The following is a 23749-nucleotide window of genomic DNA, read 5'->3' on the forward strand; positions in this document are numbered from 1 at the left end:
TCAGCGCAACAAAGTGCGCGCGGAAACAATGTAATCGATACCGCGGCAAAAAGATTGGATCCATTCAAGGTAAGGGGTATCGCGAAGGGAAACATTGATCCAGAGCAGGCCAGGCAGCAGAAAATAAAAAAGCCGCTTTCATCCGAAGATGAAAGCGGCCGAGGCATCCTGCCTCAGAGGGATCAGTGCACGAACAGGGCGATCAGAATAATGATCGGAATAGGCACGCCGAGAAAAAACAGCAGTAATGAGCGCATGGTTTTGCTCCTTGTTTAACGGACGGGAGTGGTCGTGGTGTAGGTGTCGACTTCGACGTATTCCACTGCGTCGCGACGACGACCGCCGAACGTGGCGGCGAGGCTGGCGAAGAACGCACCGGCCAGCAGCGCGACGAACATCCACAGCGAGGTGTAGGCAGCGACTTTGGCGGCGGTGTCGGCGGCTTGCTGAGCTTTCAGTTTGGCGTCGGCGATGGCTTTCTGCGTGTTGGCGTAGATCTCGTCGACACGACGTTCAGCATCGGCCTGGCTCAGGTTGGTTCGCTGGGCGACCAGTTGTGCGAGGTAGGTGCGGTCTTCCGGGCTGAGCTGACCGTTGGCCAGGCTCTGAGTGAAGATGCGGGTCACGGTGCCGCGTGCGGCGTCATCGCTGACGGCGGCAGGACGATCATCGCGGAACAGGCTATCGACGAAATAGCCGTACTGATCGCTGTCAGTGTTGGCAGCAGCCGAACCGGCCGCCTGACTCATCGCACCGGCAGCACCGCCGACGACATTGGCACCCGCCTGCACACCGCCGCTGACGACGCTGCTGACCGAACCGACCACCAGCATCGCGGTGACCAGCGTGGCTACGCACCAGGCGAGAAAACCGTGCGCGGTGTCGCGGAAATACACCTCGTCACCGTGCATGTTCGCCCACTTCACTCGCAGGCGACCGGCAATGTAGCCGCCCATCCCGGAAGCGATGATCTGCGTCACCGCCAGCCAGACAATCGTCGAAATACCCAGACCTTTGGCGCTGACGCCCTCACCGGCCCACGGTGAAACAGCGGAAAAACCCAGACCGAAGCCGAGCAACACCAGGATCATCGACAACGCCGCAGCCGCCGCAGCGCCCGCAAAGATCGCGCCCCAGGACACACCTGATACGCTGCTTGATTCTTCAACGGCAGAATAAAATCCATCAGAAGATCTGTTCATTGTTGTTCTGCTCCAGGCATGAAAAATGATGTTACAAGTACTCAACGGAGCAATTGCAGCGACCGTGCCAGTCGTCAGAACAAAATAAACGCAGTGTTTTCAATCAGTTAGAAAATATGAACTTCTTCAGACCATGCAAAATGCAACAAGCGCGAGATAACGGCGGGTTTTCTGCACTGGCTGACGGGGTAAATCGGCGTTTGTGACAGACGCAACATGAAAGTTAATTTAAAGCGTCACGGAAATTTCTTGGCAAAATGCTGCCATTCCGTTTGAACCGATCAGCAGGCCTGCCTATGACTCGTATCTTGACCATCGAAGACGACGCCGTGACCGCCCGGGAGATCGTCGCCGAACTCAGCAGCCACGGGCTCGACGTCGACTGGGTTGACAATGGCCGCGAAGGCCTCGACCGCGCCGTGAGCGGCAATTACGACCTGATCACCCTCGACCGCATGTTGCCCGAGCTGGATGGCCTCGCCATCGTCACCACCCTGCGCACCATGGGCGTGGCGACGCCGATTCTGATGATCAGCGCCCTCTCAGACGTTGATGAGCGGGTGCGGGGTTTGCGCGCCGGCGGTGACGATTATCTGACCAAGCCGTTCGCCACCGACGAGATGGCCGCGCGGGTCGAAGTGCTGTTGCGCCGCCAGACAAGCGTCGCCACGCAAGCGACGACGCTGCAGGTCGCCGACCTCGAACTGGACTTGATCAGCCACGAAGCGCGCCGTGCCGACCAGGTGCTGACGCTGTTGCCAACCGAGTACAAGCTGCTCGAATTCCTCATGCGCAACAGCGGCCAGATTCTTTCGCGAATGATGATTTTCGAAGAGGTCTGGGGCTATCACTTCGACCCCGGCACCAACCTGATCGACGTGCACATCGGCCGCCTGCGCAAGAAAATCGACGCCGCTGGCCACGTTCCGCTGATCCGCACGGTACGGGGCTCCGGCTATGTCATTGCCGAACCCGTCTGACGGCTGGCGCTCTTCCAGCAGCCGTCTGCTGGCGCTGTACAGTTCGCTCTTCGTGGCCTGGAGCGCGATCCTCATGGGGGTCATGTATTACGAGGTGTCGGGCTATCTCGACAACCTCGCCAAGCATTCGCTGATGCAACGCCAGCACCTGTTTTCGCATTTTCGCGGTGAGCAACTGGAAGACGCCCTCGCCGCCAGCATGACCTACGATATTCGAGGCATCGACGCCTACGGCCTGTTCAGCGCCGACGGCGTTTACCTCGGCGGCGCACTGCAACAGATTCCCGAAGGCCTGCCGCTGGATGGCAAGATCCACATGCTCGCCGACTGCGCCGATTCCGACGATCCGACCCTGCCGAGTGACAGCTGCGATGCCGTCGCCACGCAAACCCGCGATGGCCGCTGGCTGGTTTTGTTGCGCGACAACGGTTCGCTGTTCGCGGTGACGCGGATCATTTTGCATGCGTTGTTCTGGGGGGTGTCGCTGACCATCCTGCCGGGTGTCGCCGGATGGCATTTGCTGCGGCGCCGACCGTTGCGACGGATTCGGGCGATTCAGGACAGCGCCCAGGCAATCGTCGCGGGTGATCTGACCCATCGTTTGCCGCTGTCCAACCGCCGCGATGAGCTGGACATGCTCGCCGCCATCGTCAACGCGATGCTGGAGCGCATCGAGCGGCTGATGAATGAAGTCAAAGGCGTCTGCGACAACATCGCCCATGACTTGCGTACGCCGCTGACCCGCCTGCGCGCGCAGTTGTATCGCATGCAGCAACAGGCCGGCGAAGGCTCGCAGGAGGCGGCGCAACTGGATCTCGTGTTGGCCGAAGCGGATACGCTGATGGCGCGGTTTCGCGGTTTGCTGCGGATTTCCGAGCTGGAAGATCGTCAGCGCCGTTCAGGTTTCGTGCAGCTCGACCCGGTGCAATTGCTCGAAGAACTGCATGAGTTTTACTTGCCGCTGGCTGAAGAAGGCGAGCTGCGTTTCGAGCTGAACATGCCGGAAACCCTGCCGCCGCTCAATGGCGACCGGGCGTTGCTGTTCGAGGCATTGGCGAATCTGTTGAGCAACTCGATCAAGTTCACCCCGCCCGGCGGCACGGTCATGCTGCGCGGGGTGAATGCCGGTGGGCAGACGCAGATCGAAGTGCACGACTCGGGGCCGGGTATTCCCGAAGCGGAACGTGAGGCGGTGTTCCAACGGTTTTATCGCGCCGAGGGTGGGCAACCGAAGAGCGGTTTTGGCCTTGGCTTATCGATCGTCGCAGCGATTGTCAGCCTGCATGGCTTCAGCCTTCACGTGAGCAGCAGCGACCTGGGCGGGGCGAAACTGCTGCTCGATTGCAGGCAGAGCCTGATCGGTAATTCCTGATCAACTTTTGAAATGCAATCCATGTGGGAGCCAGCCTGCTGGCGATGGCGGTGTGTCAGTCGACGAATGAGTTGAATGATCGATCGCCATCGCTAGCAGGCTAGCTCCCACAGGTTTTCGCGTTGGATGATCAAGCCGGGTAATTGGCGCGCAATGCGGCCAGTCCACCCTGGTAAATGCCGTTGAACAGCGCCACCACTTCCTCATCGCTCACGCCCACGGCAGTAAATCGTCCCGACCAGGTCACCCGTGCGCCCTGCCCCTGGGCCTCGACCTTGAGCGTGGCCAGATAATCAGTTGCCGGAAACGGCGCCTGTTCGATCGAATAGCTGTACGTCATGGCGGCGTTATCGAAGGTTTGCAGGCGCTCGATCACCACGCCGCCGTCAGCGGTTTTCAGGCTGCGCACACGTCCGCCGTCGGTCAGGGTGCTTTCGGTAATGAGTGGCAGCCAGTCGGGCAGCGTGTTGAAGCCGCCGATCAATTGCCAGACCTGATCGGCCGAAGCCGGGATGTCGATGGTTGCAGAAGCGGTTGCCATGGAAGTGGTCTCTCTCGTCAGTTCAAATGTAGCCCCTCACCCTAGCCCTCTCCCGAAGGAGAGGGAACCGATTGGGGGAAATTAGCGATGTGCGCCGACGTGGAAGATTCGCTCTGAATCCGTAATCGCTTCGGTCTTTCAGGTTGGCGTCTGATGCGGCACAACGCGGTCAGTCCCCTCTCCCTTTGGGAGAAGGTTAGGGTGAGGTTTTTTTTCAGCTCTCGAACAACCGAAGTAGCCCTTCACCATCAACCTCAACCCTGATCGCGTCATAACTGGCGATCGTCGCATGCGCGGTTTCCAGCGGATGCTGATGAGTCGTGGTAATGATCATCAACGGCGCACCTGCCGCTTCCGCTGCCTGAATGCCCACTGCCGCGTCCTCGAATATCAGGCAATCACCCGGTTCAACTCCGAGGCGTTGCGCCGCCAAGCGATAGCCAGCGGGATCCGGCTTGCCGGCCTTGACATCTTCCGCCGTAATCAACACCGCAGGCGCGGTAATGCCGGCGGCGGCCATGCGCCGCAACGCCAGATCCCGCGGTGCCGACGTGACCATCGCCCAGCGCTGCGCCGGCAGACTGTTGAGAAACGCCGCGGCGCCGGGAATCTCGACGATGCCTTCGACGTCATCAATTTCCGCAGCAGTAATGAACGCCGCTTGCGCTTCGGCCTCCACACCCGGCAGGTTCAGACGGGCGATGGTATCGATGGCCCGCGCACCGTGGATGGTTGGCAAAAATGCTTCGACATCGACCCCATGGCGAACCGCCCAGGCCGACCAGATGCGCTCCGCAGCGGCGATGGAATTGAGCACGGTGCCGTCCATGTCGAACAGGAACGCACCGAACGCGCGGTCGAAAACAGAAGTTTCAGCAGACAAAAGGGCAAATCCTCTGACAGGGGGGGCGGGCAAATTCGCCCGCCAATGTAGCATCTGTCAATGCAGTTGCGGCGCCTTGGACTTGAACGCGTTTTCCACACAGTCGAGCAACTGACCGATCGCCCACGGCTTCTTGATGAATGCCACCGAATGCTTGACCCCCGAGGTCTCCGGGGTCTCATAACCGGACATGACCATCACCGGTTTTTCCGGCCAGCGGTCACCGACCAGATTGGCCAGGTCGGCGCCGTTGAGCGTGCCGGGCATGGTGATGTCGGTCAGTAACAGCGCAACGTCTGCTGCATGTTTTTCCAGATACAGCGATGCTGCGTCAGCGCTGGTTTGCGGTTCGACCTTGAACCCTTCCTCCTGAAGAATTTCGCAAAGAAACTCCAGAATCAACGGATCGTCTTCCACTACCAGAATCAACCCGCCAGGAAGGTGCGCGCTCGACGTAGGTGTAGGGCACATGAACAGCACTCCCCCGAATTACATTTTCGATTAGCGGTTTGGATCCGCTGCTTAACTGGTATGAGCAGTGGGCTCTGTAGAAATTCACTTTTGATACAGGACTTTTCGACAACGAGCTTTTCAGCGGTTATGGATCAACGTTCGCAACCTGGCAATTGTGGTTAAAATGCCGGCCCATTCTGCTTGCCGATCCTGCCCGATGACCCCTGAAGCCCTCGCCACCCTCCACGCCCATTTGCTGCCGGCACTTGCCGCCGCCCCTGGCGAAACCCGTCGCCTGTTTCATGGACGCGGGCGCTGCTGGCCGGGGCTGGAGCAGTTGACGGTGGACTGGCTGCAAGGCGTGGTGCTGGTGTCGCTGTTCAAGGAACCGGCACCTGAACAACTGGAAGATCTGAAGCGCTTGCTGCTCGAGATCACTGCGGGGGACGAATGGCGACAGTGCGGCGCGCACACCTTGTTGATTCAGCATCGCTATTTGCCACAAAGCACCGCCGAATGGCTGCTCGGCGAAGAGATCGAGGAAATGACCATCGTCGAGGGCGGCTTGCAATACCGCGTCGACCTGGGCCGCAAGCAGAACGCCGGGCTGTTTCTCGACATGCGTTACGGGCGCAACTGGGTGCGCGAACAAGCCAGCGGCAAACGCATACTCAACCTGTTTGCCTACACCTGCGGTTTCTCGGTCGCAGCCATTGCGGGCGGCGCCAGCCATGTGGTCAACCTCGACATGTCGCGCGCGGCGTTGAGCCGCGGTCGCGACAATCATCGCCTGAACGGCCATGACCTGAGCAACGTCAGTTTCCTCGGCCACGACCTGTTCAAGTCCTGGGGCAAGGTGATCAACAGCGGCCCGTACGATCTGGTGATCATCGATCCACCCTCGTTCCAGAAAGGCAGTTTCCTGCTGACCAAGGATTACCAGCGCGTGCTGCGGCGCCTGCCGGAATTGCTCACGGCGCAGGGCAGCGTACTGGCGTGCATGAACGACCCGGCGTTCGGCTCGGACTTTCTGATCGATGGCGTGACGCGGGAAGCGCCGCAGTTGCGCTTTGAACAACGGCTGGAAAATCCGCCGGAGTTCCCGGACATCGACCCGGAAAGCGGCTTAAAGGCGCTGGTTTTCCAGCGCAACGACTGACTTCCTGACGACGTCCCCTTGTGGGAGCCTGCTCGCGAAAGCGTTCTATCCGTCGCAGCGATGTTGACTGAGCTAGCGCATTCGCGAGCAGGCTCGCTCCCACAGGGTCAGCGTTTTGCTTCAGAAATTTGGCGAGTCGCGCAAACAGCCTGGGGTGTCCATTGACTGCCATCCCCCTTGCGCAAAATCAATCGGGCAACGCCGAGTCAGCGCGAATCGAGCGCCATGCGGCTTGCGCCAGTACCTCGCGGTATTCCATCGGACTGCCCTTGACCCGCCCCGCCAGCCACGCCCGGCAATAGCTGTCGGCCTGGCCGATGATCAGCGATGGCAATAATTCGAAGGGCAACTCACGCAGTTCACCCATGCGCCCGGATTCACCGAGCCATTCACGCAGGCGTCGATTGCGCGTTTTATTGCGCTCGGCCAACTCTTCCTTGAACGGCCCTTTAGTCACGGCAAATCGCGCGTGGTACTGGAAGCGCGCCCATTGCGGCTGACGCTCGACCCAATCCAGATAGCTGAACACCAAGGCCTGCACGCCCTCTTCGGTGCTTTTCGCGGCATTCAGATATTCATCGCGCAACCGCGTCTGATCTTCCAGCGCCGTGAAAAACAGCGCCGCGACCAAGCCTTCCTTGTTGCCGAAATGGTGATAGATCGCGCCGACGCTGGTGTCGCACTCGGCACGAATCATCTCGATGGTGGTGGCCTCGATTCCCTGCTCATTGAACAGGTTTAGCGCCTTGCGAAAGATGTCGCGCTTAAGTTCGGCCCGCCGGCCGGGGTAACTGCGTTCAAGTAGTTCTGCGGTGTCCATGCTGCTCAGAGCCTGAAAAATGAAAATGGAGGACACGCTCGTGCCCAAGAAAAAAGCCTGCACAGGTTGACAGATTTCACGCAGACAGAATACCGTTCCGTTACAGAATATTATTCTGCAACGGAATATCGTTCTGCTAAACCACTTATCGCGAGGCGTTTCCCATGAGTCAATCTCTCAACATGTTCAACAGCGTCGGCTCCGATGCCTTCAGCAAGATGGCCTGCCAGTTCGCCCCTTACTTCAGCACGATCAACCCAGTGATCAGCGAACTGCGCCCGAACGCCGCCACCGTTCAAGTGCCGTTTCGCAAGGAAATCACCAACCACCTCGGCACGGTCCATGCGATTGCCATGTGCAACGCGGCAGAACTCGCTGGCGGCATGATGACCGACGTCTCGATCCCGGACGGCGCGCGCTGGATTCCCAAAGGCATGACCGTGGAATACCTGGCCAAGGCCAAAACCGACGTGACGGCAGTGGCCAGCGCTGAAGGCGTGGATTGGCAAAGCGAGGGCGACAAGGTGGTGACCGTCGATATTCACGATACCGAGGGCAAAAAGGTCTTCACGGCGCGAATTACCATGAATGTGAAGCTTGGCTGAATAGCCGGACTGGCTGCGGATTGAGTGTTGATCGTTCCCACGCTCCGCGTGGGAATGCAGCCCCGAACGCTCTGCGTCCATAGCGTGACGCAAAGCGTCATGCGGGGTACGCCGCGCAACTCAGTGCAGCGTCAGCCGCTGGCGGACGAATTCCTCGGTATGCCGGGTGGTCTGATCCAGGTGCCGGTCACGCTGTTTCTCGGCGTCGAGCATGGCGCGCTTGCCGTTTTTCTGCAGCAGATAGGTATGAATCTGCTGAACCTCGAGCGAGCGATAAATCGGGGTGGTATCGATAAATCCGCGCAGGCCGTTGCTGCGATAGTGCCGGGTGCTCATCAGTACCTGGGTTTCGCGCGAGCCGATTACCTCAAAGCCCAGCGCCTCGAAATACGGGACCTTGCCAACGCTGCACGTCAGTTCGGCATGCGGGTATCGCCCGACCATCTCGCCGATCATCGCCCGCGCCATACCCTGGCGCCGATGCCCTTCGCGCACGGCCATGTAGGCGACGCTGCACGCTTCCCAGTCGCCCTGCACCGGCAGGTACAGAAGAAAGCCGATGACCTGCTCCGGATCGTCCTCGTCAGTCGCCACCAGCAATTCCACCTCGGTGCCCTTCTCGCCGTTCAATGCCTCGAGATACAGATGCACCTCATAACCCACCGCGTACTGATAGACGTTGTAGAGCAGGTTGCTCGGGCCAAGGCCGACTGCGCTGATGTCGGTCAGGTAGTCGACGACCACTTGCAGAATCTGGCTATTGACGCCTTCGGGGCATGGGGTCTTGTAGTGGGTGATGCGTGGCATGACAGGCGAACTCCGGCGGAAAACCGCGACATCATACCTTGTGGATCGACAGAATCTGCTGATGGCAGCTCACCGTCACTGCTGTGGCGCCACGACCTTGAATCTGATCGCGATCTCTCTGGATACCACCGAGTCTGCCCACTCCCCCGCGCCGAGGCGAAACTCGTCGCGATTGAGGATCATCTCGCCGTCGAACACACCGATGCCGCTGCCCGGTTTCAACTCCACCGGCACCTGCACATCGCGCGTCATGCCTTTGAGGGTGAGCTGGCCGTCGATCAGATAGCGATGCTCGGCCACTTCGGTGAAACGCGTCGACTTAAACACCGCTACAGGAAATTGTGCAGTATCGAACCACGCCGGTTTCACCAGTTCGGTGTTGGCGTCTTCACTGCCGGCATCGATGCTGGTGAGGTCGATATGCAGCGTGGTCCGTGCGTTGTCGAGGCGGGCGCTGTCAAAATCCAGCGCTGCCTCGAACTTGCCGAAGGTGCCATACATCGGCGCGCCCATTTGCTTGTAGGTAAAGCTGATCCGGCTGGCGGTGGTATTGACCCGATTGTACTCAACGGCCTGCGCAGCATTCGTGGCGCACAGGCAAAACGCGGCAGCCAGCAGCAATCGGATCGACATTGACATTCTCCAGGCTGGGCTCGCTATCGGACGCCTCGATTGACTTTAAGCAAACAACCGTCGTTACGCCAACCCTCGCCGGGCTAAACCAACCGCTCGATCTTCTGATGCCGCCAGACCAGTTTGTAATACAGCGTTTGCAGCACCAGCATGCCCAGATACGCTAACGGGAACGCCATCCACACACCCTGCAACCCAAATTGCCCGTCGAGCCAGTACGCCGCCGGCAGTTGCACGCCGACGACGCAGATGATCGCAATGGCCACCGGCACCAGCACCGTACCGCTGGCGCGCATGATGCCGCCGATGATCGCCTGGAAGCCGAACACCAACAGGCTCCACAACATGATGTGCAACAGATGCTCGGCCATCGCCCGGGTCGAGTCATCGGTGAGGAACAGCCCGAGCAACCAGTGCGACAACAAATAGCCGATGACAATCAAACCACCGGTCAGGCACACGTTGATCAAAAGGCCCGTGCGCAGGATCGGGCCCATGCGCTCCAGCCGCCCGGCACCAATGGCCTGCGCACCGAGAATCGATGCGGTGATCGCGATCGACAACGCCGGAAACTGCACGTAATTGACGATCTGCGTCACCGCGCCATAGGCCGCTGTCGCTTGCGAGCCGTGCTGGTTGACCAGTGCCAGAATTACCAGCTCCGACAGCGACAGCACGATCATCTGCACACCGGTCGGCAGGCCAATGCGCAGCACCTTGCCGAGAATCGCCCGGTCGAGTCGCAGGGCGGCAAAAAATTCCCGGTCCGGCGCCAGCGGATGCCCCTTGCGAATCAAGCGCCACGCCAGCCACGCCATCGCCGACAGGTTACCGGCCAGCCCGGCATAGGCCGCGCTTTGGATACCCAGTTGCGGCAAGCCGAACCAGCCGCGGATGAGTGCCGGCGTCAGCGCCAGGCCGACGCAGGTCGAGACCATCAGCGCCAGCAGCGGGGACAGCGTATCGCTGACCCCGCGCAGCAATTGCGTAAACAGCACGAACACCAGGAGCGACGGCAGAATCCACAGCATTACATGGGCGTACGCCACCGCATCATCGAGTACATCCGCCGGCGTTCCCAGCCCGGTCAGCGCCTGCCGCGCAAACACGCTGCCGAGCACCGCCGCGAGCAAACCGATCAATACGCCCAGCAACAGCGTCGCGCCGGCAATCGCCTTGACCATGTGCGGTTCCCGCGCGCCCCAGGCCTGACCGATCAGCACACCCGCCCCTGCGCCGAGGCCGATCACCAACGCAATGAAAAAGAACACCACCGGAAACATCCCCGACACCGCCGCCAGTGCCTGGGTGCCGAGCATCTGGCCGATATAGATGCTGTTGACCGTGCCCGACATCGATTGCAGAAAATTCGACAGCACCATCGGCGCAAGGAACAGCAGATAGGTTTGCCAGAGCGGGCGGTGGTTGGCGACTTGCATTGAGGGGAGGTCCATCTCTACGGCGGGAGGGGTTGATGGAGGATAGCTTCGATGAGTTGCGAGCGGTGTGCAATTAACATTTCCGTTCGCTGTTTATCAGCGGTTCAAACATCGGCTAAACAATCGCTGACGGTAGTAGGTAGCGTGTCACGGGCTGTGGTAAACAACACGCACGCCCATTTTCCGCTTGAGGTCTGTTCATGCCGCACGTTGCCAATTTGCTGACCGCGACCCTTCTCACCCTGCTCGCCACCACCGTTCACGCCGCCGCGCCCGCCGAAGCCTTGAAGCCGTTGGTGCAGACGCTGAACGAACGCCTGAACATCGGCGACCTCGTGGCGCTGACCAAATGGGACAGCGGCAAGCCGATCCAGGACAGCCCGCGTGAAGCGCAGGTCATCGCCAATGCACAGACGCTTGCCACAGAACGCCAACTCGACCCGCAAGACGTTGCGCAATTGCTCGCCGCGCAAATGGAGGCGAACAAGCTGGTGCAGTACGGTCTGCTCGCGAAATGGCAAGCCGCCGGTGCCGCGCCGGACACGCCGCGTCCTGATCTGGGCAAGCAGATCCGCCCACGTCTGGATGAGTTGCAAACTCGGCTGTTGCAGCAGTACGCCGACTTCGCGCCGTATCGTCATGACGCCGATTGCCCAAAATGGCTGGCCAATGCCCGCAACGGCCTGACCCGGGATGCGCTGCATGATCTGGCGTTGACCCGTGCGACCGGTGAGCTGTGCATTCGGCCGGTAGCGCCGTAATCAACAGCGTACGCAGCTCTTCCAAAAGCACAGGCAAGCCAACCTGAGACTGCCGGGCAATCCACACGCGACTGGCCCCCGCCGCCCATTGCGCATACCATTCGCCGACAAAAATCAGAACAGACCCTGCCTGCCATGCTCAAAGCCAGTCTGCGTAGCCACCTCACCCTCTGGTTCGCCGGTTTGTCTTTGCTGACACTGTTGAGCGTGGGCTTCTATGTCGGCCACATCGCCACCGAGCAGATGAAGCAGGCCAGCGGCAATGCGCTGCTCAATACCGCGCGCGCGGCGGCGTCCTTGTTGGGCGAACAACTGCGCGAACGCCAGCTGGAGGTTTATCTGCTCAGCCGTGCGCCGCATCTGGAACGCGGCGATCTCGACAATCCGGCGATCCTTAAATCGATGCAATTGCGCACCGAGGCCCGCGCCGAGTATGCGTGGATGGGCGTCACCGATGCCGAAGGCAAGGTGCATCAAGCGGTGGGCGGTTTGCTGGTCGGCCAGTCGGTGCAGCAACGGCCATGGTTCCGGGCCGGGCTGAAGGGTGAGTACACCGGCGACCCGCATGAGGCCGTGCTGCTGGCGAAAATGTTGCCCGCCCTGCCTAATGGCGAGCCGCTGCGTTTCATCGATTTTGCCGCGCCGATCCATAACGCCGAAGGCCGGGTAATCGGCGTGCTGGGCGCGCATGCACACTGGAGCTGGGTGACCCGCATGGTCGAGTCGGCGGCGTTCGCGCACAAACATTCCGCGCCGGACATCGAAGCGTTGATCATCGATCACGATGGCAAGGTTCTCTATCCGGAAGCGCTGGCTGGCCAGCAAGTGGCGACGGCTGACGAAGCGCTGCAAGGCTGGACGGCAAGCAATGGTTTTCTGACCAGCACGGTCAGCGTGCCGACCCCTTCCAGCACGGCACTGACCTGGTCGATTGCCGTGCGTCAGCCATTGCAAACCGCACTGCAACCGGCACGCCTGCTGTTTTACAAATTGCTGATTCTCGGCGTGTTCGCGGCGGTGATTTTTGGTCTGGTGGCCTACTATCTGGCGCTGTATCTGAGCCGGCCGATCGAGCAGCTCGCGCACTCGGCCCGGCAGGTGCAGAACAAACAGACCGGTGTGCAATTTGCTTTGCAACACCCGGTGCAGGAAATCGCCCAGCTCGGCCAGTCGATCGAGGCCATGACCCAGTCGCTGCTGGCCAAGGAGCGCGAACTGCAACAAGCCAATGCCTCACTCGAAGCTACCGTCGCGCAGCGCACTGCGGCGCTGACCCAAGCCAATGCCGAACTGCTGAGTCTGGCCACCCACGACGCCTTGACCGGCGTTTATAACCGTCGTCGTTTCGACGAAAAACTCACCGAGTACACGCTGCTGTTTCGCCGCACCGGTCGGCCATTCTCGCTGCTGCTGATCGACGCCGACCATTTCAAGCGCATCAACGACACGCACGGTCACGCAGTGGGCGATGCTGTCCTGCAACAATTGGCGCAACTGATTCAGGCCAGTGTGCGCACCACCGACTTCATCGCTCGTTACGGTGGTGAAGAGTTCGCCGTGCTGCTGCCGGAAATCGCCACCCCCGACACACCCGAAGTGGTCGCCGAAAAGATCCGCGCGGCCATCGCCAGCGCAGATTTCCCCGGCATCGAGCAGGTCACGGTGAGCATCGGTATCGGTCTGGCTGACCCGGCTGACAACAGCCATGTCGCGCTGCTCAAACGTGCTGACCAGCAGCTTTATCAAGCCAAGGCGAACGGTCGCAATCGGGTGGCGTGAGCAGGCGCTGCTGAAATATTGCTTCGGTGTTGTAGTTGGAAATTGCCGCAGAACTTACTGCGAAAACGTCTGCAGATACGCCAACAGATTATCCAGCTTCTCCTCGTCGCTCAGTCCCCAGAAAATCATCCGCGTGCCGGGCACCACGTCTTTCGGGTCTTTGAGGTAGGCAATCAGCGTGTCGCGATCCCAGGTCAGCCCTGAGTTTTTCATCGCATCGGAATACACATAGTTCGCGGAGGTCCCGGCCGGTCGGCCGATGATGCCATTGAGTTGCGGGCCGAATCCGGGGCGGGCCGATTCGCCGACCTGATGGCAGCCGCCGCACAGACGCGGAAAGATTTTTGCCCCGGCTTCGGGATCGCCTGCGGCTTGCGTGAGAGGACTGAGCAGGCCAGTGCCGAGCACCAGCGCGAGGGTCAATGCAGCAGTGTTTTTCATCGCAAGTTCCGATTCCATTTCAACGGGCGGCGCAAGGTTAGCACTATGTGTTTATAGATAAGCGCCGAGAACCTGACGGACAGTACTCAGTGCCTGGCGCAGTACATCAATGTCTACCGAGCCCAGTGCCAGGCGAATCGCATGCGGCACATGGCTCGCCACGGCGAACGGTTCGGCGCTGGTGACCGAAATCTGTTCGCGCATCAATTCGACGACGATCTGGTCGGCGCGCACGTCTTCCGGCAGCGGTAGCCACAGGAAGTACGAAGCCGGATGGCCAATACAAGGAAGGCCTTTGAGCACCTCGGCGGCCAATGCTTGTCGCGCCATGGCGTCGTTGCGTTTCTGCTCTTCAAGCAGCGTCACGGTGCCGTCGTCGAGCCAGCCACAGGCGATGGCGGTCATCACGCCCGGCGTGTTCCAGGTCGTGGCACGGATCACCCGTTCCAGCGCTGGCACCCGCTCGAGCGGTGCGGCGATGAAGCCAACGCGCAGGCCCGTGGCGATATTTTTCGACAGGCCCGAGACGTACACCGTGCGCTCCGGCGCCAGATCGATCAGCGCGCGCGGTGGGTTTTCCACCAGAAACGCGTAGGCCGCATCTTCGATCAGCGTCAGATCATATCGCCGGGCAATCGCCACCAATTGCTCGCGCTGCACCAATGGCGTCACCCAGCCCAGCGGATTGTGCAGCGTCGGCATGCAGTACACAGCGCGCACCGCGCGGTGGCGGCAGAGCTTCTCCAGGACGTCGAGGTCCGGCCCCTGAGCGCCGGACGGGATCGCGACAATCTCCAGATGCAGCGCTTCGGCCAGAACCTTGAAGCCGGAGTAGGTCAATGCGTCGGCGGCGATCACGTCGCCGGGCTTGAGCAGCGCCATCAACGTCATCGCCAGCCCCTGCTGGGCGCCGTTGACGATCAGCACCTGCTCGGCCGTGACCTCAACGCCACGGGTCAACAAATGCCGGGCGACCGATGCGCGCTCGTGGCTGCGCCCGGCGTGTGGCTGATAGCGCAGCAGCGCTTCCAGGTCGCCCGACAAGGCCAATTGGCGCAGCGCTGTGCGCAACAGCTCCGCCTGCCCTGGCAATGACGGGTAGTTGAAATTGAGGTCGATCATGCCGACCGCCACGTCTTTCTGATCAATGCCCTGCCCCGGCGCCAGCGAGGTTTCCCGGACAAACGTGCCGCGCCCGGTTTCGCCGCTGACCAGGCCCATGGCCTCGAGCTCGGCATAAACCCGCGACGCGGTGACCAGCGCCAGCCCCTCTTGCGTCGCCAGTTGCCGATGTGTCGGCAAGCGTGTGCCCGGTGCCAGACGCCCCGAACGAATATCCGCAGCATAAGCGTCGACCAGTGTTTTATAGCGGGAGCGTGGCATGTCGAGGTGTATCCATGACAATTTTTTGATTGTGCTGATTCTCGGCCCTAGCATCGGCGTAACGCCACTCACTTGTCGAGCGTGACTTCGTATGGATCGGACTTCGCACCTGCCCGCCCCGGCACTGGAAAAAACCAGTGGCTGGATCAATGGTTTCATTGGCGTGCTGATTTTCAGCGGCTCGCTGCCCGCCACACGCCTGGCGGTGCTGGAGTTCGATCCGGTGTTTCTGACCGTGCTGCGCGCCGCGATTGCCGGGGTGCTGGCCGTGGTTCTGCTGGGGTTGTTCCGCCAACCACGGCCGGCGTGCAATCAATGGCTGTCGCTGCTGATTGTCGCGCTCGGCGTGGTGCTGGGTTTTCCGCTGCTGACGGCGTTGGCATTGCAACACGTCACGTCGGCGCATTCGATTGTGTTTGTCGGATTGCTGCCACTGGCGACGGCGATTTTCGGCGTGCTGCGCGGCGGTGAGCGGCCACGTCCGGTGTTCTGGCTGTTTTCGATTCTCGGCAGTGCGCTGGTGGTCGGTTTTGCCCTGTCGCAAGGTTTGACCGCTTCGCCCACGGGTGACCTGTTGATGCTCGCGGCCATTCTCGCCTGCGGCCTCGGTTACGCCGAAGGCGCAAAGCTGTCACGCAGCCTCGGTGGCTGGCAGGTGATTTGCTGGGCGCTGGTGCTGTCGTTGCCGCTGATGGCGATTGCCAGTCTGTGGCTGGCGCCCGCCTCGTTCGCTACCATCAGTCTGCCTGCGTGGCTGAGCTTGGGTTATGTGTCGCTGTTCAGCATGCTGATCGGCTTTGTATTCTGGTATCGCGGCCTGGCTCAGGGCGGGATCGCAGCGGTCGGCCAGTTGCAATTGCTGCAACCGTTTTTCGGACTGGCCCTGGCGGCGACACTGCTGCACGAACAGGTCAGCCTCGGCATGCTGGCGGTGACGTTGGGGGTGATTCTGTGCGTAGCCGGGGCGAAGAAATTCGCTAAATGATGCTCAGGGCGCCAGCCTTCCATTCACGCGGGCTGAGCCCGGTCTTGCGTCGAAACGCCCGGGCCAGCGCCGACGGGCTTTCGTAACCGACCTCCTCGGCGATCAGCGCAATCGGCCGGCCCTCGCGCAGGCGTTTCTGCGCCAGACTGACCCGCCAGCTCAGCAGATAATCGGCCGGCGTCTGCCCGACCACACGGCGAAACTGCTCGGCAAAACCGGCGCGGGACAGGTTGGCGACCGACGCCAGCTCGGCCACGCTCCAGGGTTTGTGCGGCTGCTCATGCATCAGGTTCAGAGCACGCGACAAGCGCGGATCGGCGAGCCCGGCGATCATCCCCGGTTGTTGTTCTCGGCTGCTGATCAAGTGGCGTAACAGCAGAATCACCAGCAATTCGAACAGCCGATCCATCACCGCCATGCGCCCGCAATGGCCTTCGAAGGCTTCCTTGAACAACCATTCGAGTGTGTTGCCCAGTTCGGGAATGTCCGTCAGCTTCAGCACCAGATAATCCGGCAGCGCCGCCGCCAGGGCATTGCCGGAGCCACCGTCGAACGTCAGCGATGCGCAGACTAGTCGGGTATCCATGGTTTCGTCGGCAAACATGCGATGAGTGAAGGGGCGCGGGAAAAAGATCAGCGAGGGTTCAGTCAGCCGCATCTCGCGATCACAACCCGGCTGCAACAGCAACTCGCCCGCCTGCAATAAATGAACATGGCCGACCGGCTCGTCCTCATGCACGCTGACGCCACAAAACGCGCCGCTGTGAAATGTGCCGGCATTCACGCCGAAATGGCTGAGCAAGGTTGACAGGCGATCCATGGGCGACTCCGGTTTTGTTGGCTGCTTGTGGTGTTGCAACGCTCGCTCCGCGTCGAGACTTTCGCGAGCAGGCTCGCTCCCACCTTGAAATGCATGCTCATGTGGGAGCGAGCCTGCTCGCGAAAGCGCCCGCCCGGTCGACAATTCTTTCGCGTGGGCGCTAATCTGGACGATCTGCAGCATATCCTCGACGATTTGCCGCCAAAGCACCAGACACTCTCAATAACATGGCCTCCATTCCCGGCGCACTTCGCACCGGTACTTGGGAGAATCACCATGAGCCGCATCAACGCTATCAGCCTCGACACCGCCACCGACGCCACCCGCCCTGTGCTCGAAGGCGTGAAAAAGAAAATCGGCTTCCTGCCGAACCTGTTCTCCACATTGGCCAAGGCGCCGGTCGCTCTCGACACCTATGTGCAGGCTTCGGCGATCCTCGGCAAGACCTCACTGAGCGCCCAGCAAAAAGAAGCGGTGTACCTCGCCACTTCCCAGGTCAACGGGTGCGACTACTGCCTGGCGGCGCACACCTTGTTCGCCGGCAAGGCCGGACTGTCGGCCGAGGACATCGTCGCCGCCCGTCACGGCGAACTTAACGCTTACGCCGCCCTCGCCCGCCAACTGGTCGAAACCCGCGGCCACTTGAACGATGAGCAGATCGCTGCCGCCCGCGCCGCCGGTATCGACGACGTGAAAATCATTGAAGTGATCGCGCTGGTCGCCGTGCAGACCCTGACCAACTACCTGAACAACACCGCGCTGACCGACATCGATTTTCCTGCCATCGACGCGTGATAGAGAGTCAGCAACAACGCCGTGGCGAGGGAGCGATACCCTCGCCACAAATCGTTTCGTCCGCTGCATCGTGTCATGATGCGCACAGGTCCGGCCCCACAGTTGGCCAACACCACGCCGGTGCTCTGAAACCAAACACCGGCACGAGGGTCTTCTTCACATGCTGACGTCAGGATAAGACAAGCCCCCCATGAAAGACTGGTTGCAGGACAACGGCGCAATGGCCGAGCAGATTCGACGTCACGATTGGGCGAACAACCCGCTCGGTCCGTTGAAACACTGGCCCGATGTGCTCAAGACCACTGTCTCGCTCTGTCTCGCCTCGCACTTTCCCCAAGCGGTCATTTGGGGCCCGGAACTGATCACCCTGTACAACGACGCGTTTGTGCCGATTCTCGGCGACAAGCCCGACGCGTTGGGCCGCCCCTTCAGCGATATCTGGAAAGAAGCCTGGAGCGAGATCAGCCCCATCGCCGATGCGGCCTACGCCGGACGCGCCACCTATATCGAAAACTTCGCGCTGATGATCGAGCGCGGCCGCGGCCCCGAGCAGGCCTATTTCACCTTCTGTTACAGCCCGATTCGCGACTCACTTGGCAATGTCGTCGGGATGATCGACACCGTCACCGAAACCACTCAGACCGTCTACCTCAACCAGCGCCTGGTGGTCCTCGATGCGATCGGCAAAGCGGTGACCAACGCCACTGACGCCCAGGACATCCTGGCGACAAGCACGCGACTGATGGTCGAGCAGTTGCAACTGTCCAATTGCGCCTACGCCGACATGGAGGCCGACGAAGACGGTTTCACCATTCGCGGCGACTACGCGGCGCCGGGTTCGCCGAGCATTGTCGGCCATTATCAGTTGCGCGACTTCGGCGAAAAAGCCGTGACCCTGCTGCGTGCCGGCAAGCCGCTGATCATCCATGACAACCGCAGCGAACTGCCGCCGGAAGAATCGGCGACCTTCCAGGCCATCGGCATCACGGCGACCATTTGCATGCCGCTGATCAAGCAAGGTCGCTTGACTGCCCTGATGGCTATCCACGACAAGGCGCCGCGGGTCTGGTCGGAATTCGAACAGGCGCTGTTAAGTGAAGTGACCGAACGTTGCTGGGCGCACATCGAGCGAGTGCGCGCCGATGCCAGCGTGCGCGAAGGCCTGAACGCGCTCGCCGAACTGAACGCCACGCTCGAACAGCGGGTCGAGGAGCGCAGCCTGCGCCTGGCTCATGCGGAATCAGCGTTGCGCCAATCGCAAAAACTCGAAGCCATCGGCCAGCTCACCGGCGGCGTCGCGCATGACTTCAACAATCTGCTGACGATCATTCGTTCGTCGGTGGATTTTCTGCGCCAGCCCAACCTTTCCGAAGAGCGCCGCCAGCGCTACATGCGCGCGGTGTCGGATACGGTAGAACGCGCTTCCAAGCTGACCAGCCAGTTGCTCGCCTTTGCCCGTCGCCAGCCGCTCAATCCGCAGGTGGTGGATGCCGGCGAGCGCCTGGAAAACATTGGTGAAATGCTCGAATCGGTGACCGGTGCGCAAATTCATGTGTGCGTCGAACGGCCCGATCATCCCTGCTATATCCGCGTCGACCTGAGTCAGTTCGAGACGGCGCTGATCAACATTGCACTCAACGCCCGTGATGCCATGAACGGTCAGGGTCTGCTGAAGCTGCGCCTGGAATGCAACAAGGCACTGCCAGCGATTCGCGGCCACGCCGGCTCCGGCGGGCAATTCGTGTCGATTGCTCTGGCCGATAATGGCCCCGGCATCGATGCGAAGACGCTCGAGCATATCTTCGAACCGTTCTTTACCACCAAGGATGTCGGAAAAGGCACCGGATTGGGCTTGTCTCAGGTGTTCGGCTTTGCCAAGCAATCGGGCGGCAACGTCGATGTGTCAAGCGTGCTCGGCGAAGGCACGGAGTTCACCCTGTACCTGCCACAGGTGCCTGCCAGCGAAGTGGAGTGCAACGACGCAGCGGATGATGACGATGCAGAGCCGCTGCACGAAAAGCGCCGGGTGCTGGTGGTTGAGGACAATCTTGATGTCGGCCGCTTTGCCAATCAGATTCTGCAGGACTTGGGCTACGAGACGGTCTGGGCGACCAACGCCGAAGAAGCCCTGCAACTGGCAGGTACCGACGCTATGGCCTTCGATGCGGTGTTTTCCGACGTGGTGATGCCAGGCATCACCGGCGTCGCTCTAGCCAAAGAGCTGCGCCGGCGGCGCCCGGATCTGCCGGTGATTCTGACGTCCGGCTACAGCGAAGAGCTGGCGCGCAGCGGTTACGAAGGGTTCGAGTTCATCGCCAAGCCCTACTCCGCCGATCAGGTCTCGCGCATTCTCGGCAAGACCTGGCTCAAGGACGCGTCCGGCGCAGCCTCAGTCGTGATCGACGCCGGCACGCTTGAGTAATTTCCTGCAGCGCTCCGACAGATGAAATACCTGCAAATGCTTGCCGGCCTTGGCGTAGCGTTCACGCAGGGTTTTCAGCGCAGCAATGGCTGAATAATCGACAAAGCTCAGATGCCGGCAATCCAGCGTCACCCGGTCCGGGTCATTGGTCGGGTCGAACTGGTTGAGAAACGGCGTGGTCGAGGCGAAGAACAACGTGCCATGCAGGCGATAGAGCTTGCTGCCGTCGGCTTCCAGATGCTCGTCGGCGTACAGTTCGCGCGCCTGCTGCCAGGCAAAGTTGAGCGCGGCAATGACGATGCCGCAAAGCACAGCGGTGGCCAGATCGGTGAACACGGTGATAGTAGTCACGGCGATGATCACCAGTACATCGTTGAGAGGCACTTTGTTCAGCACCCGCAACGATGCCCAGGCGAAGGTCTGCTGCGACACCACGAACATCACGCCAACCAGCGCCGCCAGCGGAATCCGCTCGATCAACGGTGACAGGAACAGGATGAACAACAGGATCAGCACGCCCGCGACCACCCCGGACAAACGCCCGCGCCCGCCGGAACTGAGGTTGATTACCGTCTGGCCGATCATCGCGCAACCGCCCATGCCGCCGAATGCCCCCGAGACCATGTTCGCCGCGCCGAGCGCTACGCACTCGCGGTCCGGATAGCCGCGGGTTTCGGTGATTTCGTCGGTGAGGTTGAGGGTCAGCAGGGTTTCCAGCAGACCGACCAGGGCCATCAGGATTGCGTAGGGCGCGATGATGCGCAGGGTTTCGAAATTCCACGGAATATCCGGCAGCGCGAAGCTCGGCAAGCCGCCAGCAATGTGCGCCATGTCGCCGAGGGTGCGGGTCGGCAGGCCGAACAGGTAGACCAGCAGACCGACGCCGAGGATCGCCACCAGTGCCGGCGGCACAGTGCGGGTCAGGCGCGGCAGGAGGTAGACGATGGCCATGGTCAGCAACACCAGGCCAGTCATCAGGTACAACGGCGTGCCGCTGAGCCAGTCTTCACCGTTCTTGAAATGCTCCAGTTGCGCCAACGCAATGATGATCGCCAGCCCGTTGACGAACCCCAGCATCACCGGGTGCGGCACCATGCGCACCAGTTTGCCCAGACGCAGCAGCCCGAACGCCATCATGATCAGACCGCCGAGCAGCACCGTCGCCAGCAGATACTGCACGCCGTGCTGAACCACCAGGGCGACGATCACCACGGCCATCGAGCCTGCGGCGCCGGACACCATGCCCGGGCGCCCGCCGAACAGGGCCGTCAGCGTACAAATGATGAACGCGCCATACAGGCCCATCAGCGGATTGAGGTGCGCCACCAGCGCGAACGCAATGCATTCGGGCAACAGGGCAAACGAGGTGGTGAGTCCGGCCAGGACATCGGCGCGCAGACGAATCGGTTTCATGGCTTACCTGACTGGGCGGCCGACGCGGCGACCGCAGGTGTTCGGAAAAAGAGGGGGGCGAATGTTACGGAATTGTTCCGTGTCGGGCCAGTGATCGCTGACAGATGCCGAGCCGCGCCTTATGCTGGCGCCTCATTTTTTGATTGAGCTCGACATGTCGTCATCCTTGACCGCCCGCGAGGTTTGTCAGCGTCTGCGTGAAGCAGCGCTGGGCATCCTGACTTTGGACGTCTGCGCAGAACCTGATGCGACCGGCCTGGTCACGGTCGATATCGAAGGCTGGCGTCTGCTGCTGGATTTTGCCGGTCAACGATTGCATCACTGTGAATATGCCCGCAGTCCTGAAGGTCATGAGGGTGCGCTTGAATCGTGGCAGCGTTATGGCACGGACCCGGTGGGTCTGCTGAGTACCTGGGAACTGGCGCAGGTTGAGTGGTTGTTGCTGGCGGATCGTTAATCGGCGGCAGCGATGTGTCAGTTGTTGGTGATTTGGCTGGGCTGACGCCATCGCGAGCAGGCTCACTCCTACAGGTTTTGTGGTGGGCTCGAGTTTTGCGGCAACGCAGGACCAATGTGGGAGCCAGCCTGCTGGCGATGGCGGTGTGTCAGTCGATGATGATTTGGCTGGGCTGACGCCTTCGCGAGCAGGCTCACTCCAGGTTTTGTGGTGGGCTCGAGTTTGCGGGCAACGCAGGACCATTGTGGGAGCCAGCCTGCTGGCGATGGCGGTGTGTCAGGCGTTGGTGATTTGGCTGGGCTGACGCCTTCGCGAGCAGGCTCACTCCTACAGGTTTTGTGGTGGGCTCGAGTTTGCGGGCAACGCAGGACCACTGTGGGAGCCAGCCTGCTGGCGATGGCGGTGTGTCAGTCGATGATGATTTGGCTGGGCTGACGCCTTCGCGAGCAGGCTCGCTCCAGATTTTGTGGTGGGCTCGAGTTTTGCGGCAACGCAGGACCATTGTGGGAGCCAGCCAGCCTGCTGGCGATGGCGCTGTGTCAGGCACTGAGGATTTGGCTGGGCTGACGCCTTCGCGAGCAGGCTCACTCCTACAGGTTTTGTGGTGGGCTCGAGTTTGCGGGCAACGCAGGACCACTGTGGGAGCCAGCCTGCTGGCGATGGCGGTGTGTCAGTCGATGATGATTTGGCTGGGCGGACGTCATCGCGAGCAGGCTCACTCCTACAGGTTTTGTGGTGGGCTCGAGTTTTGCGGCAACGCAGGACCACTGTGGGAGCCAGCCTGCTGGCGATGGCGGTGTGTCAGTCGATGATGATTTGGCTGGGCTGACGCCTTCGCGAGCAGGCTCACTCCTACAGGTTTTGTGGTGGGCTCGAGTTTGCGGGCAACGCAGGACCACTGTGGGAGCCAGCCTGCTGGCGATGGCGGTGTGTCAGTCGATGATGATTTGGCTGGGCTGACGCCTTCGCGAGCAGGCTCACTCCTACAGGTTTTGTGGTGGCCTCGAGTTTGAGGGCAACGCAGGACCACTGTGGGAGCCAGCCTGCTGGCGATGGCGGAGTGTCAGTCGATGATGATTTGGCTGGGCTGACGCCTTCGCGAGCAGGCTCACTCCTACAGGTTTTGTGGTGGGCTCGAGTTTGCGGGCAACGCAGGACCACTGTGGGAGCCAGCCTGCTGGCGATGGCGGTGTGTCAGGCACTGAGGATTTGGCTGGGCTGACGCCTTCGCGAGCAGGCTCACTTCTACAGGTTTTGCGGTGGGCTCAAGTTTTGCGGCAACGCAGGACCATTGTGGGAGCCAGCCTGCTGGCGATGGCGGTGTGTCAGTCGATGATGATTTGGCTGGGCGGACGGCATCGCGAGCAGGCTCACTCCTACAGGTTTTGTGGTGGGCTCGAGTTTTGCGGCAACGCAGGACCAATGTGGGAGCCAGCCTGCTGGCGATGGCGGTGTGTCAGTCGATGATGATTTGGCTGGACTGACGCCTTCGCGAGCAGGCTCACTCCTACAGGTTTTGTGGTGGCCTCAAGTTTTGCGGCAACGCAGGACCACTGTGGGAGCCAGCCTGCTGGCGATGGCGGTGTGTCAGTCGATGGT

Annotated in this window: 22 protein-coding genes; 10 read left to right on the top strand and 12 right to left on the bottom strand. The window is 61.0% G+C overall.

Annotated features, from left to right (window positions below; translation table 11 throughout):
* Window positions 1-272: 272 nt before the first annotated feature.
* Entirely contained in the window at window positions 273-1202 is a 930-nt protein-coding gene (locus BLU52_RS14505; protein WP_090284266.1) for a hypothetical protein, read from the bottom strand.
* Window positions 1203-1498: 296 nt separating this feature from the next.
* Here BLU52_RS14505 and BLU52_RS14510 point away from each other — a divergent pair, with 296 nt between their 5' ends.
* On the top strand, window positions 1499-2182 hold the full coding sequence (locus tag BLU52_RS14510; protein WP_090284268.1) for a response regulator transcription factor: 684 nt from the start codon (window positions 1499-1501) through the stop codon (window positions 2180-2182).
* Complete coding sequence (locus tag BLU52_RS14515) at window positions 2160-3554, top strand: sensor histidine kinase (protein WP_090284270.1); 1395 nt, start codon at window positions 2160-2162, stop codon at window positions 3552-3554. Before BLU52_RS14510 ends, BLU52_RS14515 begins: the two co-directional genes overlap by 23 nt.
* 130 nt (window positions 3555-3684) lie before the next feature.
* Here the strand turns inward: BLU52_RS14515 and BLU52_RS14520 are convergent, their stop codons facing one another.
* The 3 genes from BLU52_RS14520 to BLU52_RS14530 all read right to left on the bottom strand — a co-directional run bounded on the left by BLU52_RS14520 (window position 3685) and on the right by BLU52_RS14530 (window position 5449).
* A complete protein-coding gene (locus tag BLU52_RS14520) occupies window positions 3685-4095 on the bottom strand; it encodes an SRPBCC family protein (protein ID WP_090284272.1) in 411 nt (136 codons plus the stop codon).
* Between the two features lie 214 nt (window positions 4096-4309).
* Complete coding sequence (locus BLU52_RS14525; RefSeq protein ID WP_090284274.1) at window positions 4310-4978, bottom strand: HAD family hydrolase; 669 nt, start codon at window positions 4976-4978, stop codon at window positions 4310-4312.
* 57 nt (window positions 4979-5035) lie between these two features.
* Entirely contained in the window at window positions 5036-5449 is a 414-nt protein-coding gene (locus tag BLU52_RS14530; protein ID WP_090284276.1) for a response regulator, read from the bottom strand.
* 199 nt (window positions 5450-5648) lie between these two features.
* Between BLU52_RS14530 and BLU52_RS14535 the strand changes: the two genes are divergently transcribed.
* On the top strand, window positions 5649-6590 hold the full coding sequence (locus BLU52_RS14535; protein ID WP_090284278.1) for a class I SAM-dependent methyltransferase: 942 nt from the start codon (window positions 5649-5651) through the stop codon (window positions 6588-6590).
* 187 nt (window positions 6591-6777) lie between these two features.
* Here the strand turns inward: BLU52_RS14535 and BLU52_RS14540 are convergent, their stop codons facing one another.
* Window positions 6778-7410, bottom strand: coding sequence for a TetR/AcrR family transcriptional regulator (locus tag BLU52_RS14540; RefSeq protein ID WP_090288575.1), 633 nt, complete (start codon window positions 7408-7410; stop codon window positions 6778-6780).
* Between the two features lie 164 nt (window positions 7411-7574).
* On the opposite strand from BLU52_RS14540, the gene BLU52_RS14545 reads away from it, so the two are divergent.
* The gene (locus BLU52_RS14545) at window positions 7575-8015 is read left to right on the top strand and encodes a hotdog fold domain-containing protein (protein WP_090284280.1); all 441 of its coding nucleotides are present in this window, start codon (window positions 7575-7577) and stop codon (window positions 8013-8015) included.
* Between the two features lie 120 nt (window positions 8016-8135).
* Here BLU52_RS14545 and BLU52_RS14550 read toward each other — a convergent pair whose 3' ends face one another.
* The 3 genes from BLU52_RS14550 to BLU52_RS14560 form a co-directional block, all read right to left on the bottom strand.
* The gene (locus tag BLU52_RS14550; RefSeq protein ID WP_090284282.1) at window positions 8136-8822 is read right to left on the bottom strand and encodes a GNAT family N-acetyltransferase; all 687 of its coding nucleotides are present in this window, start codon (window positions 8820-8822) and stop codon (window positions 8136-8138) included.
* 75 nt (window positions 8823-8897) lie between these two features.
* Window positions 8898-9455 carry a YceI family protein gene (locus tag BLU52_RS14555; RefSeq protein ID WP_090284284.1) on the bottom strand — a complete coding sequence of 186 codons (558 nt, stop codon included), beginning with the start codon at window positions 9453-9455 and terminating at the stop codon, window positions 8898-8900.
* Window positions 9456-9538: 83 nt separating this feature from the next.
* On the bottom strand, window positions 9539-10894 hold the full coding sequence (locus BLU52_RS14560) for an MATE family efflux transporter (protein ID WP_090284286.1): 1356 nt from the start codon (window positions 10892-10894) through the stop codon (window positions 9539-9541).
* A gap of 200 nt (window positions 10895-11094) precedes the next feature.
* On the opposite strand from BLU52_RS14560, the gene BLU52_RS14565 reads away from it, so the two are divergent.
* Together BLU52_RS14565 and BLU52_RS14570 are read left to right on the top strand one after the other, a co-directional pair.
* Window positions 11095-11655 carry a chorismate mutase gene (locus BLU52_RS14565; protein ID WP_090284288.1) on the top strand — a complete coding sequence of 187 codons (561 nt, stop codon included), beginning with the start codon at window positions 11095-11097 and terminating at the stop codon, window positions 11653-11655.
* A gap of 135 nt (window positions 11656-11790) precedes the next feature.
* On the top strand, window positions 11791-13434 hold the full coding sequence (locus tag BLU52_RS14570) for a sensor domain-containing diguanylate cyclase (RefSeq protein WP_090284290.1): 1644 nt from the start codon (window positions 11791-11793) through the stop codon (window positions 13432-13434).
* 54 nt (window positions 13435-13488) lie between these two features.
* On the opposite strand, the gene BLU52_RS14575 is transcribed toward BLU52_RS14570, so the two are convergent.
* Both BLU52_RS14575 and BLU52_RS14580 read right to left on the bottom strand, forming a co-directional pair.
* Window positions 13489-13875, bottom strand: a complete 387-nt coding sequence (locus tag BLU52_RS14575) for a c-type cytochrome (protein ID WP_090284292.1) — start codon at window positions 13873-13875, stop codon at window positions 13489-13491.
* A gap of 51 nt (window positions 13876-13926) precedes the next feature.
* Window positions 13927-15258, bottom strand: a complete 1332-nt coding sequence (locus BLU52_RS14580; RefSeq protein WP_090284295.1) for an aminotransferase-like domain-containing protein — start codon at window positions 15256-15258, stop codon at window positions 13927-13929.
* A 91-nt stretch (window positions 15259-15349) separates the two neighbouring features.
* On the opposite strand from BLU52_RS14580, the gene BLU52_RS14585 reads away from it, so the two are divergent.
* Window positions 15350-16243: a DMT family transporter gene (locus tag BLU52_RS14585; RefSeq protein WP_090284297.1), complete on the top strand. Its 894-nt coding sequence runs from the start codon at window positions 15350-15352 to the stop codon at window positions 16241-16243.
* Here the strand turns inward: BLU52_RS14585 and BLU52_RS14590 are convergent.
* Complete coding sequence (locus tag BLU52_RS14590; protein WP_090284299.1) at window positions 16236-17063, bottom strand: AraC family transcriptional regulator; 828 nt, start codon at window positions 17061-17063, stop codon at window positions 16236-16238. The two genes, BLU52_RS14585 and BLU52_RS14590, sit on opposite strands and share 8 nt — an antisense overlap.
* Window positions 17064-17339: 276 nt before the next feature.
* Here BLU52_RS14590 and BLU52_RS14595 point away from each other — a divergent pair, with 276 nt between their 5' ends.
* Window positions 17340-17858, top strand: coding sequence for a carboxymuconolactone decarboxylase family protein (locus BLU52_RS14595; protein WP_090284301.1), 519 nt, complete (start codon window positions 17340-17342; stop codon window positions 17856-17858).
* 190 nt (window positions 17859-18048) lie between these two features.
* Complete coding sequence (locus BLU52_RS14600) at window positions 18049-20280, top strand: GAF domain-containing hybrid sensor histidine kinase/response regulator (RefSeq protein ID WP_090284303.1); 2232 nt, start codon at window positions 18049-18051, stop codon at window positions 20278-20280.
* On the opposite strand, the gene BLU52_RS14605 is transcribed toward BLU52_RS14600, so the two are convergent.
* Window positions 20248-21693: a SulP family inorganic anion transporter gene (locus tag BLU52_RS14605; RefSeq protein ID WP_090284305.1), complete on the bottom strand. Its 1446-nt coding sequence runs from the start codon at window positions 21691-21693 to the stop codon at window positions 20248-20250. The two genes, BLU52_RS14600 and BLU52_RS14605, sit on opposite strands and share 33 nt — an antisense overlap.
* A 154-nt stretch (window positions 21694-21847) precedes the next feature.
* On the opposite strand from BLU52_RS14605, the gene BLU52_RS14610 reads away from it, so the two are divergent.
* Window positions 21848-22150 (top strand): DUF7693 family protein, encoded by a 303-nt coding sequence (locus BLU52_RS14610; RefSeq protein WP_090288577.1) that lies wholly within the window; start codon window positions 21848-21850, stop codon window positions 22148-22150.
* Window positions 22151-23749 lie beyond the last annotated feature (1599 nt).

Origin of the sequence: Pseudomonas granadensis, from assembly GCF_900105485.1 — a bacterium.
GTDB lineage: Bacteria > Pseudomonadota > Gammaproteobacteria > Pseudomonadales > Pseudomonadaceae > Aquipseudomonas > Aquipseudomonas granadensis.

Bases quoted from the DNA above. Each gene is read 5' to 3' on its own strand.
- BLU52_RS14600 (WP_090284303.1), top strand. From the start codon at position 18,049: ATGAAAGACTGGTTGCAGGACAACGGCGCAATGGCCGAGCAGATTCGA.
- BLU52_RS14595 (WP_090284301.1), top strand. From the start codon at position 17,340: ATGAGCCGCATCAACGCTATCAGCCTCGACACCGCCACCGACGCCACC.
- BLU52_RS14530 (WP_090284276.1), bottom strand. From the start codon at position 5,449: ATGTGCCCTACACCTACGTCGAGCGCGCACCTTCCTGGCGGGTTGATT.
- BLU52_RS14540 (WP_090288575.1), bottom strand. From the start codon at position 7,410: ATGGACACCGCAGAACTACTTGAACGCAGTTACCCCGGCCGGCGGGCC.
- BLU52_RS14545 (WP_090284280.1), top strand. From the start codon at position 7,575: ATGAGTCAATCTCTCAACATGTTCAACAGCGTCGGCTCCGATGCCTTC.
- BLU52_RS14575 (WP_090284292.1), bottom strand. From the start codon at position 13,875: ATGAAAAACACTGCTGCATTGACCCTCGCGCTGGTGCTCGGCACTGGC.
- BLU52_RS14560 (WP_090284286.1), bottom strand. From the start codon at position 10,894: ATGCAAGTCGCCAACCACCGCCCGCTCTGGCAAACCTATCTGCTGTTC.
- BLU52_RS14520 (WP_090284272.1), bottom strand. From the start codon at position 4,095: ATGGCAACCGCTTCTGCAACCATCGACATCCCGGCTTCGGCCGATCAG.
- BLU52_RS14555 (WP_090284284.1), bottom strand. From the start codon at position 9,455: ATGTCGATCCGATTGCTGCTGGCTGCCGCGTTTTGCCTGTGCGCCACG.
- BLU52_RS14605 (WP_090284305.1), bottom strand. From the start codon at position 21,693: ATGAAACCGATTCGTCTGCGCGCCGATGTCCTGGCCGGACTCACCACC.
- BLU52_RS14550 (WP_090284282.1), bottom strand. From the start codon at position 8,822: ATGCCACGCATCACCCACTACAAGACCCCATGCCCCGAAGGCGTCAAT.
- BLU52_RS14570 (WP_090284290.1), top strand. From the start codon at position 11,791: ATGCTCAAAGCCAGTCTGCGTAGCCACCTCACCCTCTGGTTCGCCGGT.
- BLU52_RS14535 (WP_090284278.1), top strand. From the start codon at position 5,649: ATGACCCCTGAAGCCCTCGCCACCCTCCACGCCCATTTGCTGCCGGCA.
- BLU52_RS14505 (WP_090284266.1), bottom strand. From the start codon at position 1,202: ATGAACAGATCTTCTGATGGATTTTATTCTGCCGTTGAAGAATCAAGC.
- BLU52_RS14610 (WP_090288577.1), top strand. From the start codon at position 21,848: ATGTCGTCATCCTTGACCGCCCGCGAGGTTTGTCAGCGTCTGCGTGAA.
- BLU52_RS14585 (WP_090284297.1), top strand. From the start codon at position 15,350: ATGGATCGGACTTCGCACCTGCCCGCCCCGGCACTGGAAAAAACCAGT.
- BLU52_RS14590 (WP_090284299.1), bottom strand. From the start codon at position 17,063: ATGGATCGCCTGTCAACCTTGCTCAGCCATTTCGGCGTGAATGCCGGC.
- BLU52_RS14580 (WP_090284295.1), bottom strand. From the start codon at position 15,258: ATGCCACGCTCCCGCTATAAAACACTGGTCGACGCTTATGCTGCGGAT.
- BLU52_RS14565 (WP_090284288.1), top strand. From the start codon at position 11,095: ATGCCGCACGTTGCCAATTTGCTGACCGCGACCCTTCTCACCCTGCTC.
- BLU52_RS14515 (WP_090284270.1), top strand. From the start codon at position 2,160: ATGTCATTGCCGAACCCGTCTGACGGCTGGCGCTCTTCCAGCAGCCGT.
- BLU52_RS14510 (WP_090284268.1), top strand. From the start codon at position 1,499: ATGACTCGTATCTTGACCATCGAAGACGACGCCGTGACCGCCCGGGAG.